The sequence below is a fragment of the Anabaena azotica FACHB-119 genome, assembly GCF_014697625.1.
Classification (GTDB): Bacteria; Cyanobacteriota; Cyanobacteriia; order Cyanobacteriales; family Nostocaceae; genus Trichormus; species Trichormus azoticus_A.
Genome location: NZ_JACJSG010000036.1, coordinates 35,868 through 48,531 on the forward strand (window position 1 = coordinate 35,868; position 12,664 = coordinate 48,531).

The window sequence follows — 12,664 nt, forward strand, 5'->3', positions numbered from 1 at the left end:
ACTTTACTGATTACGAATTACACTCAAATCTGGCTCAATTGATGAGTTAAGCAATGTCCACAAACGTAAATCTGTAAAATCAGGAATTGCCATAAATGCACCGACTTCTTGTAAAATTTTGGGGTCATGAGTGGAGGCGATACCAATAGTCTGAATACCTGCACCCACAGATGCACGAATCCCTGAAGGAGAATCTTCCAAAGCAATGGCAGTTTCTGCTGTAATTTTCAACTTATTTAAAGCAACTTGATAAGGTGCTGGGTCTGGTTTACCTGCTACACAATCATCAGCCAGAACAATTTGCTCAAAAGCTTCTGTTATTCCTAATACTTCTAACATAAACTCTGCATTTAATCTCGGAGCATTAGTAACTAAAGCACGTTTTAATTTATGTGCTTCCGTCCAAGCTATGAGTTCAGCAAATCCATCTAGTGGTTGAAGATGAGAAGCTAGTTCTCGAAACAGCGCTTCTTTTTCATCTGCAAATTGGACACCTTCTGCTACTGATAATTGTGGCAAAATATCATTGACAATTACTGGATTTAGTCTGCCACTAATGCGGGATTTGTAAAATACCTCATCAATTTCTATGTTGTATCTCAACAACATTTGTTGCCAAGCTTGGTAATGTATGGGGTCAGTATTGACGATAGTACCGTCTAAATCAAAGAGAATGGCAGCTAGCATGATGTTTAGATAAAATGTAAATAATTGTTAAATTAACTTACATAGTTTACATTGTTTTGGGTTTGCAAGTCATCTAGCTGATAGAGGTGACAGGTTACAGGTGACAGGTTAGAGGTTAGAGGTTAGAGGTTAGGGGTTAGAGGTTAGAGGTTAGAGGTTAGATTAAAAGTGGTATTTCATTCCCAATCCCCAGTCCCCAGTCCCCAATATGGTAGCTGCTACAAACTTTTTCCATGTTGATCATCTGTCGGTACAAATTTATCAATCTGAAGCCGATATGGCTAAGGATGTCGCAGCAATTGTCCGCAAGTATTTGCAATCTGTGCTTGAAAAACAAGAAACAGCTGCGGTTTTATTAGCGACAGGAAATTCTCAACTCAAATTTTTGGATGCTTTAATTGCTTTGGGTGGTGTAGATTGGTCAAGAATTATCTTGTTTCATTTAGATGAATATTTGGGAATTACAGCCGATCATCCTGCTAGTTTTCGCCGTTATCTGCGCGAACTTGTGGAAAAGCGAGTTATGCCGCAACAATTCCACTATATTGAGGGTGATACTTTACAACCGTTGGCAGAATGCGATCGCTACACCAAATTACTGCAAGCACAACCTATAGACTTATGTTTTCTGGGTATTGGTGAAAATGGACACTTGGCTTTTAATGATCCATCTGTAGCGAATTTCCAAGATCCTTACAGCATCAAGCTGGTAAAACTAGATCCACTCAACCGCCAACAACAAGTTAATACAGGTCAATTCCCTGATATTGATAGTGTTCCGGGGTACGCTTTTACTGTTACCTTACCTTTAATCTGTGCCGCTCGAAAAATCTTGTGTTTAGCACCAACACAACGTAAGGCAGAGATTGTCAAGCAAATGTTACAAGGGCCTGTTAGCGTCAATTGTCCAGCTTCTATTTTACGCCAACAACCACAAGCAACTTTATTTTTGGATAGTCATTCGGCTAGCTTGCTGGATTTCTGATTTTTAGCTCGTAGTAAGCACTTTAGTGCTGAGATCAGCTAGGACTAAAGTCCTTACTACAAGTACCCTGATCCATGAACTTTAAATATAGTACATTAGTTCTTTGTTGCCATGCGTAGCGCGGCGATCGCAAAGGTCTTGGAGTGTGTACTTTTGTAAAACTGCATTAGCAGCTTGACAAGCTTCCTGCCAAACCTCTCCAATTAACTGAGTTTCTATATGTGTACTATTTCTATTTACCTCTGGTGCAACTGCATCTAAACCTTCCATACAACTAACCGCATCCAGTAGCGTAATTGTGCGGGGATCTCGCGCCAAAACGTAGCCACCCTTAGCGCCACGGATACTTTTAATTAATCCTCGCCGCCTTAAAGTGGCTAGTAGTTGTTCTAAATAACGGTTAGGTATATCTTGTAACATTGCCATTTGTCGAATTTGCAGTGATTCGCCACTGGCGTAACGATCCGCCAGTTCCAACAAGGCTAAAAGTGCATATTCCGATTTGTTAGAGAGTTCCACAGGCGTAATATTTTAAATTAACACCTAATGCTACTAACTTGCTGATGAAGTTTCCCAAAAGCCAAGGCTTGGCGAAAACTCACACCAACTCCCTAGTTGCCGGCTAATTTAACTTTAAAGACTTTCACCGATAGAAGCAAATATTTTTATTTTTTGAATTAATAAGCAAAAGTTATTATTATATGAATAATCACAAAGCTAAGAGTAACATCTTAACAGCTTCCACTAAGTCAAAGTCTAATTCTAGCAACAAAACCTAACTATGATTAGGCACTCGCCCAAGTTTAAAACATCACTAGGGGAACACCAAAAATAAATTATCCAAATTGACTATTAGTAGGGTGTGTCAGTATGAAAAACCCCAGGTATACCAAGAAAATATTCATACTTACACACCCTAAATGTAAAATTTAGGATATTTTTGTCTGCAAATCCCTAAGCTACTGCTAAAGTTGCGGATAACTTTATTATTGCTAGCGCTTTATAAAGAGTTGATATAGCTTTTACTGATGAATTTTAATAGAACCAACCTTTATATTACTATAACATTGGCCAGTTTCCGAACAAATAAAATAATTCGAGGAGCCATGTTAAAGCAATTAAATCTTAAAAAATTGAGCTATATCATTATATTCTTATCGTTAATTTTTGGACTATATATTCTCAGTTTCGTTGTTATAAACTTTAGTGATTATAGCGGTGATCAAATTAACGATGCTTATAGAATTATGGCAACATGGGACGGCAAGTGGCCTACATTAGGCTCAGGCCCTACCGCTTGGTCAGGACTGGTAGGAGAATTTTACTTACCACCTTTATATTACTATTTAGTATTTCCCTTTACTGCCTTGACTGCTGATTTATCTGCTCAAGCAATGCCGAACGCACTCTTGACATTTTTATCTATTCCTTTACTTATTTTAACCAGCTATAAACTTTTAGAAAATGTTGAGCATAATCAAAGATTATTTCTATCAGCATTAGCAGGATTTTGGTACATTTGTTTATTTGAAAATATTGTGATGAGTACAGGACATAGCATAGCGGGGAATCCTGTCTCAATTACCTTTTTTCTGCTTTGTTTTGTGTTGCTATACACTTATCAAATGGAAGGTAAGCTATCTCCAAATTTAGAATTATTATCTTGGATGGCTTACGGGCTGGTTTTAGCAATTTTATCAAACTTACACTTTTCTAGTCTCTATGTAATGCCAGTAGTTTTTATAATTACTGTGATTTTTTATATCTCTAGAAATTACCGAGAAAAGAGAAGATGGCTACTATCTGGTGTAGCGGCTTTCACTGCCATACTTGCTATGACACCATATTGGATAGGAGAAATTGGCAGAAACTGGGTAAACACAGCTAGAATTATCGCTATAGTGACAAAATCTAGTGGAGGAAAAGAATACAGCCTTTCCATCTTATCAAGATTTAAAGCCATATTCAATGGTTATTTTGGATTAGGTCAAGAAGTCTATTTTTTTGGGGAATCTTCCAAGAGTTTGATTATTTCTATAATCTTTCTGGGTTTAGTATTAGTTTTAGGGAGTCTAAAATTTCGTGGTAACAGGATACTTTTAAATGTATTATTTTTGATTTGGTCTATTTTCCTGCTGGCTTATTCTTCCACAGACATGGAAAAGACCTACAACCCTACATTTTATAAACTCCTAATTTATTTAGCTCCCATTGTTTTTACAGTTTGCAGTCTAGCCTACATCAATTTTCCCAAGAGAGTTAATCAGGTTTTATCAGGTTTTATCATAGCCTGCATAACTCTTTCCATCGTAATTAACTTGAATTTACATCATAACTATATTAACAGTAGGTCTGGTATCCCCAGAGTTTTAAGTACACATGATATAGCAGATAGTCTGAGAAAATTACCTGAAAAATCTACCTTATGCCAACCTAATGGAAATCCTCGTAATTTGAGAAATGATGAATATATTGACCGTTTTGTGACTAAAAGAGATTTGAAATTTGTTCCTAACTGTCAGCCTGGTTTTTATATTATCCATGCTAAGTACGAATCACTAGGAAACTTTAAACTGAAAAAAGACGAGAAGTTTCCCTCAGAGTTGGCAAAATATCAAAATACTGCTCAACTAGTTGCGGAAACTCCTTTGTATTATGTTTATCTGTTGTCAGGAAGTTAAATAGAACTTACGCAATTGTCATAATCAAACTAACTGTAGGGTGCGTCAGTCCCAATAATTTCACGTGAGTTCGACCAGCGTTGTTTTGACCTCTCCCCCAACCCCTCTCCTACAAGGAGAGGGGAGTAAGAGGGTGATTTTTTCGTTTCTCCTCCCTCTCCTCATAGGAGAGGGAGGTTGGGAGGGAGAGGTTCATCGAACTCACGTTAATTTCGTACAAATTCAAGGATTTTCCACATCTGACGCACCCTACTATTGTGCTAAAAAATCTTAAGTGGAAGTTGGTAAATGTTCTGAAGAAGGATAATTTCTAGATGGTGTTTTCATCCATTGGAAAGCGACAAGATTTAATAACAAGCCGATGAGGAATAATAACACCATTAATGTAATTTGATACCAAATCACTTGAGGCAGCAGCAAATCTAACAATAGATGGATAAAATTGAGGATGCTATAAACTATAGTCAGCCCAAAATGTACTTGTTTGTAGCGTTTACTATCATTAAAAACGGTGGCTATAATTGCCAACATCGGTAATACAAAAAAGCCCAACATCAACCACATAATCGCCGATATATCGTTAATATTTGTGGCTCTTTGCGATTCAATGACATTCAATCCGTGGAAGAGTGGCATTAATCCTAATTGGGTATGAAATAGAGTTCCTAACAGGAATACTACCCATAGAGCAACAATTTTAATTTGATAGTTTGTTGCCATATTCTTTTTATCCTTTTTTTATAGAAGAAGGCAGACTTAATCGGTTATTAGGTTATGTTCACTGATATAGGACTTACGCAACTGGCATATTTTTTCTGTAGGGTGTGTGACTGGCGATAATATTTGAACATGGTAATGAGACTTGTAGCGTCACGCACCAACCACCAATTGTGACACTTGCGTAAGTCCTGTGATATACAGACTCAGCACTTTGCCCTACCTCTTGGCTGTTTGTGGGAATTTGGTACGTAATTCTGCCCATGTTACGCCTGCAAGACTAGGAAGGACTATATCAGCTGCACCAACACGTTCAACGGGGCCGAGTCCTATTGCCCACATCCCGCCTGCTTTTGCAGCTTCAACACCTGCTTTTGCATCTTCTACAACTACACATTGTTGTGGTTGTAAGCCTAACTGATGGGCAGCATAGAGAAACAAATCGGGTGCTGGCTTGGGTTTTTGGACACTGTATCCATCAACAATTGCATCTACTTTATCAGCAATTCCCAGCCGTTCAATCACTGTTTTGGCATTTTTGCTACCCGAACCTATAGCAATTTTAATTCCCGCTTGCCGCAGTTCATTTAAAAGTGCGATCGCCCCCGGTAACAAATCTTGGGATGTAATATGTTGAATCAGTTCTACATAGTAACGATTTTTCCGTTCCATCATCTCCTCAATTTGTGCCTCTGAATAAGTCCTATCCCCAATAATCAACATCAAGGAAGCACGACGAGACACACCCCGCAAAGCCTCGTTAGCCTGACGGTTAAAAGGTATACCTTCCTCATCAGCCAGTTTTTGCCAAGCTTGATAATGATATTCTGCTGTATCCGTTAATACCCCATCTAGGTCGAAGATAAAGCCGCGAATGTCGGGAGTGGGGGGAGATGGGGGAGTGGGGGGAGAGGGGGGAGATGGGGGAGAAATTATTAACTCCTGCCTCCTATCCCCAGTACCCAGTCCCCTATCACCAGTCCCCTCCCTAGACAAATCAAACTGATACCAATGCCCGCGCCAATGTAGCTGAAACTTTAGGCTTGTCCAAGTTGGGGGTAAATGGGGGTTGGCGATGGGGCCTTGTTCGGTGAGTTGAATACCACCGAAGCCAAAAATTACAGCTTGCCAAATACCGCCAGCACTTGCCCCGTGAATACCGTCGTTGGCGTTACCTCTTCTATCTTCTAAGTCAACCATCAGCGCCTGTATAAATCTTTCGTAGGCGGTGGTAGATTTCCCTAAATCTGCGGCGAGGATGGCATGAATTGCCGGGCCTAGTGATGAACCATAGGTGATATCAGTGCGGGGTGCGTAATAATTCCAGTTGGTGGCTAAGGCTTTTTCGTTGTAAGGAAACTCGGCTGATGGGCGCATCAGGTATAGTAGCATTAAAACATCTGGTTGCTTGAGGACTTGGTACTGGTTAGCCTCTTCAATACCCAGAATGGTTTGCATGGAACGCTGGCGTGGTTCGTAGTCTTGTAAGTTAATATCTTTAAGTTGGAAAAATCCCTCAAATTGTTCGATTAATCCTGTTGAAGAGTCGTAGAAAAGGCAGATTTTTTTGATGATATCTTGCCAGCGTCTTTCTAACTCTGAAGTCAGTTCTAACTTATCTTCCAGTTTCCTAGCCTGTTCGGGAAAGTTACGACCTAACCAATCATAAACTTTCACCGCCTTTTCTAGATGCCATTGCACCATGCGGTTGGTGAAGCTGTTGTTATGGACAAACTCGTGGTATTCATCCGCACCAATCACGCCACGGATTTCATAGCGATCGCCTTGCTTGTTATACTCAACTCGACTACTCCAAAAAATAGCCGCATCTAGGAGAATTTCCGCACCATAATCGCGCATCCATTCATCGTCCCCTGTAACCTGCCAATATTGCCAGACAGCATAAGCAATATCTGCACTGTTATGAATTTCGCGATCGCGGCACCAAATACGCACATCTTCGCCATAATAATCATCAGGCAAAGCCCAACGCGGCGTAACTTCATCCCCAGTATCAGCACTTTCCCAAGCATACATCGCCCCCTTAAACCCGTAATGATTGGCTTTACGTCGCGCCCCGTTGATGGTATGATAGCGGTAGGTGAGTAAGTTCTTGGCTATAGCTGGTTGGGTAAATGTGAAACAAGGCAGAATGAAAATTTCCGTATCCCAAAAAACATGACCGCGATAGCCAAAGCCGGAAAGGGTTTTCGCGGGGATACTCACCTTATCATCATGGAATGGGGCGGCAATTAGCAGTTGAAACAGGTTATAGCGGACAGCAAAAGCGGCTGTAGGATCACCTTCTATATGAATGTCGCTTTTTTGCCAAACTTCATCCCAAGCTTGCTTATTAGCTGTGAGTAAGGTTGTGTAGTCGCTTAATTGTGCAAGTTTTTCCTGAGCGGCGGTGACTGGTTGATTTATCTCCCGTGAAGTAAATACCGTCACCAACTTTTCAACGGTGATGGTTTGTTGAGAGGTAGCGACAAAACTGGCGCTGATAGTGGGATAACCAGGGACGATGCTCACTTGTAACGTTGCCTCTGCACCTGATATAGTCATTTTAGCCGCCATACCGATTTCAATTTGGCTTCCACGGGTACGACTTTGCAACCAAACACCTTGATTAGTTTTACCTTGATCTAATCCTTCCCAATGATTGAAACCTTGATTTTCTGCATAGCCGTTGATACTCGCTTGAATTTCGATTGTGCAATCACTATCATGTGGCGTTAACTGGCAACGCTGCCCTAATATGTGCTGGTCTGCTAAACTAGCGAAGCGTTCAAAGTGGATATCAATAATCTTACCACTGGGACTGCGCCAACGTAGCGAACGACTCAGCAAACCTTGGCTGACATCAAGCCGACGTTCGTATTGTAATACTTCCCCCTCATCCATACGGAAGCGATCGCCATTAATCACAATCATCAACGGCAACCAATCAGGGCAATTAGCCAATTCCGTGTAAACTACAGGTACATCATCATACACCCCATGAATAAAAGTAGCTGGTACACCACGAGCATGACCCTCTTCTAAGCTACCCCTTGTACCTAAATAGCCGTTACCGATAGTAAAGACAGTACCTCTAGAGTGCAACTGCTCAGGATTAAACTTAGTTTCAGTTAATATCCAATCTTGATAAATAAAATCACGAGAAGGACATTGTGTATTCATAGTGGTTGACAGGTGACAGGTGACAGGGGACAGGGGACAGTTATCAGTTATCAGTTATCAGTTATCAGTTATCAGTTATCAGTTATCAGTTATCAGTTATCAGTTGACCAATGACTAATGACTAATGCCCCATATGCTTTGCTAAAATTTGCTCGGCTCTGGGTTTATAAATTAGGTGAAATAGACTTTCCATATATCTCACTCTAGCTTCAGTTTTTTCAGGGGACACAAAATTCCAGAAGCTGTAGATTTTTGTTAGTGCTAGTAATTGACTAGTGTGTAACTGCCAATTATATTTTTGATGAATGCGTTGACTCATCCATTGAGATACTTCTTCCCAATGTTCTGGGTGAGTATCGCACTGTTGGAAAAATGCCAAAATTTTCTTAGCTGTACCTTCTAAGTCTGTGGGATTAATTTGAAATCCATCATCTCGATCCTCTAGAATTTCACAAGAACCACCAAACTTAGTGGTGAAAGTAGGTAAGCCGGAAATCATCGCTTCTAAGATGCTACGCCCAAAGGCTTCAAAAAGGGCAAAATGGACATAAATTCCCCGATAGTCAGCAACTAAACGATAAGCTTCACCTACTTCCTTGTTAGTCAGTCGTAGCCCCAGCCAGCGAATATGTCCATGCAGATGATAATGATTAATAATGTCGTAAAGCTTTTGAATTTCCCTGGCTTCTTCTGGGTTAGTTTTCTCATCTAAATTTAACTTACTAGTAAGCAGAATTAAATTGCAGCGTTCCTGTAATTCCTGACTTTTGCCAAAGCATTCAGCCAAGCCAGTGAGATTTTTAATTGAGGTGATAGGCGTAACAGCAAAGATAGGTGGTTTATGTGGCTGGTCTAAATGACCGAAAATGTGTGAGTCTTGACGGTGAAATAGTAAATCTTGGACGTTGTTAGTTAGATGAGAGTTTCTGTCTGCTTGGCTATAGGGAAAGAAAACTTGCTCATTTACCCCTGGCGGAACCATGTTAAATTTAGGATTAAACAAGTCAATCCCATCGACTACATGATATAAATGAGGCATGGTGAAAAACTTGTAAGACTCATACTGTCCTACGCTGTCGGGTGTGCCGAAAATTTCTTGATAGGTTGAGGTGATAATAAAATCAGCCGCATTCATAGTAATTAAATCGGCGGTGAATTGAACAGAAAAATGGTAATGTTCTTCAAAGTTTTGCCAATATAAATTACTAAATAAATGTTTCGGTTTTTCTAAAGAATGGGCGATGTTGCAGTGAGTAACTTTTAAACGACGGGCAAGCAGAAAAGCCACTAAATTACCATCGCTATAGTTACCGATAATTAAATTTGGTTTACCTTGAAATTGGGCTAATATTTGTTTTTCTGCATCTAATGCAAAGGTTTCTAAATAAGGCCAGATTTCCAATTTGGATATCCAATTGTCTGTAATTTCGGGATTAAATTGTCCAAAAGGTACTCGTAAAATCCAAGCATTATCTGTATCTTGTAATTTTTCTAAGCGTAGGTTACAATAAGTTCCTTCGCAATTGGGGATGAGGCGGGTAAGAATAATTATGTGGGGTTGAATACCCAAAACTTCCAATCCCGCCAGTTTAATCTCTTGCTGTAGTTTATTTTCTAAACTCCGCGCTTGTTCTATCACGTAGATGACCTGACCCAAGGTTTCATCCCGTCCAATGACATCTTCTTGCGCTACCCAACCGTGAATAGAGACAAGGACGACACGGAAGACAGCCGGAACACGGGCAACAAATGCTTCTAAAATGGCAGGTTGGGGGCTATCTATCAGTCTATCTAACAGGTTGAGAGTTTCCAGAATACGCCCGGCTGTATTACCCCACCCTGGTTCAAAGCCGAGTTTTTGCAGGTCAATATAAAACTTTTCGTAGGGTTCTTCCGGGTGTAACCCAGACAAGAATTTAATTGCTTGATGAATTTGTTTAGCTAAGTCGATACCTGAAGGAATAGCATCCCCAATCATCAAGTTAATACCATCATAATTTAATCCACGTAATGCTAGATACAGTAACTCGACCCAATAATGGGGGTCAGCCTGCATCTGACTACACAGATAACGGTTGAGGAAGGCTAAACCTTGACCGACGTTTCTAGAGTCGCTAATACTGGGGGAAGCTTCGTAAAATGAACTGAGGTCAATTTCGAGAATATTGGGTTCGGAGGCGTTAACTAGGCGATCGCTCACATCTAGTAAAGCCTGGGGTGGCATAAAATCAAACTGGGTAAAGTCTGATGTTAGCCGCCATACCTCTTGGTGGGCAATTTTCGGACGCACTACAAACCATATACTATCCTCTGCCAAAATGATTTCGTGGGTGTATTGAATTAGTTTGCCCACCGAGGAAGAGTGATAAAAATATGTAGGCTTTTGGGCTTGGTGACAGTATTGAGAAAAAGCTTGTAGGATCTCATTTCTCAGGAAGTAACGCTTACCTGAACCATCTAATGCAAATATCAACTTTTGTAAAGCCGCTTTTTCCTCACTGTTAGCCAAAATAGGGTGAAATAGTTCGTGCATGACCACTTTCCTAACTCTAGCTGGGTCACGACCTCATTTTCTCTCTTCAACAACTGTATAGTAGGGAATAGGTAACAGGTTACAGGGGACAGGTTACAGGCTTAAAAGCTGCTGTCTATAAAGATTTGACGATTTATCAATTCCTAACCTATGTGACTACTGCTGTAATTCTCAATCATCAATGTAGAGGTACATTACCCTTGTTGACCCTTGTATGGTAGATAGCCGTTAACGCTTCTGCCTTCTAGCTAGAGGATGAGAGTTAGTTGACAGTTGACAGTTATCAGTTATCAGTTATCAGTTGTCAGTTATCATTAGTTTCTTTCCCCTTTCCCCCTTTCCCCTTTCCCCCTTCCCCTTTCCCCCTTTCCCTTTCCCCCTTCCCCAATCACTCACATCTTAAATATTTAGATAAAATTATTGTCAATTAAGGCATAATCGAGCAGTTTTTGTTATGCTGGACTAGACAATTTAAAATTTTTGAGCGCTAATTATAACGCAATACTAGTTAATTTGACAAGCTAAAATTTCGATACAATTAGTCTTGTTATCTACCCAAAGATTAATTAGGCGATCGCACTCAAAAATTGATATTTTTTTTAATGTAGAGGGTCAACGAGCTGTGCAACCAATTGTTTAGCTACGTTGGATCACAATATTGCTCACATTCCAATTTTATTTATGACTCATCATCTACCCGACACCAAAATCCCAGCACCCTGTATTGTTAACGCGGGTATCATTGTTAACAAGATAGACATGAAGCGCTTATTAGCTGACTTAGGTCGAGTCCGCTACATCTACACCCAAGAAGGTAAGTTACTGAGTGAGGGTGAAGGGGATGTGATGGAAGTATTTGTTAACCCAAAAAGGTCTACCTTAGTGGCTAACAGTTCACTTTATCTCAATGTTGCCAGCTTTGATTATCTGGAATTGAAACAGTCACCCCAAAAAGAAACTTTTTTTGATTTAATGCAGGAAGGTACTTGTTTGCGGTTGATTCCTTTATCTACACCCATACAAGAACGTCGAGAGCGCAATTGGAATGTAAGCGCGATCGAGGCGATGATGGAAGAAGTCTTGGCGGCTAGATGGGACGCAGAAATTGATGATGACTGTGGCGATGCTTTTTAATCACCGACCACTTTATACAGATTTAAATTTTGGATGAAAATTGTTTTCTGTGTCTGGGTTGTATTAATTAATCCATCTGTTGCACTTATTTGGGTAATTGGTCTTACTTGTAATTAATAAAACCAACAAGTAGAGAGCCGATATATGGTATATCTACAGGGCTAGTATTTAAGGAAATCAACCGCTTTCATGTTTGACTGTGGTTTTTTTTGATGTTTAATTATCTCAGTCTGAGTGTATAATCGTAGTTATCTGGGGAAACTACCTGATAAAAACTCTTGGGAATCATATTTGTACCACATTCTCCATCAGCATTCTCAATTCGGAAAGGTTTTTGCTGAACACAAAATATACTCGTTTTTCTCCCTTCTAATTCCCAAGGCTGCCAATCTTGATCAGAGGCATAGATGTAGGCAGGAACCTTTCTCATATCACCTATAAGAATTGTTTCACACTGACCAGGATTGATGTGAGTCCAGCCACTAGTTATCCAATCACCTCCAGAATACCAAGCTTTAGCAACAAAAGCCTTATCAGTTGAGCGACTACAAACAATTAAATCGGCTTTAGCTTCAGGTGCAACGCTGATCACCATTGGTAAAGATAATAAGCCAGAAATTAACAGGGAATTGACTACTTTCATTGTTGGTTGTGAAATACTCTTTGGTTTTGATAAGCGCTAGAATGCAATTAATTACCCAAGATTTGAGATACAAATATTGAGCAGTATAAATCCTCCCTGCT

Annotated in this window: 9 protein-coding genes; 3 read left to right on the top strand and 6 right to left on the bottom strand. The window is 40.0% G+C overall.

Annotated features, from left to right (window positions below):
- Positions 1–3 precede the first annotated feature (3 nt).
- Positions 4–687, bottom strand: coding sequence for an HAD family hydrolase (locus H6G83_RS23330; protein ID WP_190476361.1), 684 nt, complete (start codon positions 685–687; stop codon positions 4–6).
- Between the two features lie 208 nt (positions 688–895).
- On the opposite strand from H6G83_RS23330, the gene H6G83_RS23335 reads away from it, so the two are divergent.
- On the top strand, positions 896–1,672 hold the full coding sequence (locus H6G83_RS23335) for a glucosamine-6-phosphate deaminase (RefSeq protein WP_190476362.1): 777 nt from the start codon (positions 896–898) through the stop codon (positions 1,670–1,672).
- Positions 1,673–1,753: 81 nt separating this feature from the next.
- On the opposite strand, the gene H6G83_RS23340 is transcribed toward H6G83_RS23335, so the two are convergent.
- Positions 1,754–2,191, bottom strand: a complete 438-nt coding sequence (locus H6G83_RS23340; protein WP_190476363.1) for an Rrf2 family transcriptional regulator — start codon at positions 2,189–2,191, stop codon at positions 1,754–1,756.
- 509 nt (positions 2,192–2,700) lie between these two features.
- On the opposite strand from H6G83_RS23340, the gene H6G83_RS23345 reads away from it, so the two are divergent.
- Entirely contained in the window at positions 2,701–4,353 is a 1,653-nt protein-coding gene (locus H6G83_RS23345; protein ID WP_242044764.1) for a hypothetical protein, read from the top strand.
- Between the two features lie 270 nt (positions 4,354–4,623).
- On the opposite strand, the gene H6G83_RS23350 is transcribed toward H6G83_RS23345, so the two are convergent.
- The 3 genes from H6G83_RS23350 to H6G83_RS23360 form a co-directional block, all read right to left on the bottom strand.
- A complete protein-coding gene (locus tag H6G83_RS23350; RefSeq protein WP_190476364.1) occupies positions 4,624–5,073 on the bottom strand; it encodes a hypothetical protein in 450 nt (149 codons plus the stop codon).
- Between the two features lie 216 nt (positions 5,074–5,289).
- Positions 5,290–8,253 (bottom strand): beta-phosphoglucomutase, encoded by a 2,964-nt coding sequence (gene pgmB / locus H6G83_RS23355; RefSeq protein ID WP_190476365.1) that lies wholly within the window; start codon positions 8,251–8,253, stop codon positions 5,290–5,292.
- Positions 8,254–8,374: 121 nt separating this feature from the next.
- Entirely contained in the window at positions 8,375–10,786 is a 2,412-nt protein-coding gene (locus H6G83_RS23360) for a sucrose synthase (protein WP_190476366.1), read from the bottom strand.
- A gap of 681 nt (positions 10,787–11,467) precedes the next feature.
- Between H6G83_RS23360 and H6G83_RS23365 the strand changes: the two genes are divergently transcribed.
- Positions 11,468–11,920, top strand: a complete 453-nt coding sequence (locus H6G83_RS23365; protein WP_190476367.1) for a hypothetical protein — start codon at positions 11,468–11,470, stop codon at positions 11,918–11,920.
- A gap of 220 nt (positions 11,921–12,140) precedes the next feature.
- Here the strand turns inward: H6G83_RS23365 and H6G83_RS23370 are convergent, their stop codons facing one another.
- A complete protein-coding gene (locus tag H6G83_RS23370; RefSeq protein ID WP_190476368.1) occupies positions 12,141–12,563 on the bottom strand; it encodes a DUF1036 domain-containing protein in 423 nt (140 codons plus the stop codon).
- Positions 12,564–12,664 lie beyond the last annotated feature (101 nt).

Bases quoted from the DNA above. Each gene is read 5' to 3' on its own strand.
- H6G83_RS23330 (WP_190476361.1), bottom strand. From the start codon at position 687: ATGCTAGCTGCCATTCTCTTTGATTTAGACGGTACTATCGTCAATACT.
- H6G83_RS23335 (WP_190476362.1), top strand. From the start codon at position 896: ATGGTAGCTGCTACAAACTTTTTCCATGTTGATCATCTGTCGGTACAA.
- H6G83_RS23345 (WP_242044764.1), top strand. From the start codon at position 2,701: ATGAATTTTAATAGAACCAACCTTTATATTACTATAACATTGGCCAGT.
- H6G83_RS23350 (WP_190476364.1), bottom strand. From the start codon at position 5,073: ATGGCAACAAACTATCAAATTAAAATTGTTGCTCTATGGGTAGTATTC.
- pgmB (WP_190476365.1), bottom strand. From the start codon at position 8,253: ATGAATACACAATGTCCTTCTCGTGATTTTATTTATCAAGATTGGATA.
- H6G83_RS23360 (WP_190476366.1), bottom strand. From the start codon at position 10,786: ATGCACGAACTATTTCACCCTATTTTGGCTAACAGTGAGGAAAAAGCG.
- H6G83_RS23365 (WP_190476367.1), top strand. From the start codon at position 11,468: ATGACTCATCATCTACCCGACACCAAAATCCCAGCACCCTGTATTGTT.
- H6G83_RS23370 (WP_190476368.1), bottom strand. From the start codon at position 12,563: ATGAAAGTAGTCAATTCCCTGTTAATTTCTGGCTTATTATCTTTACCA.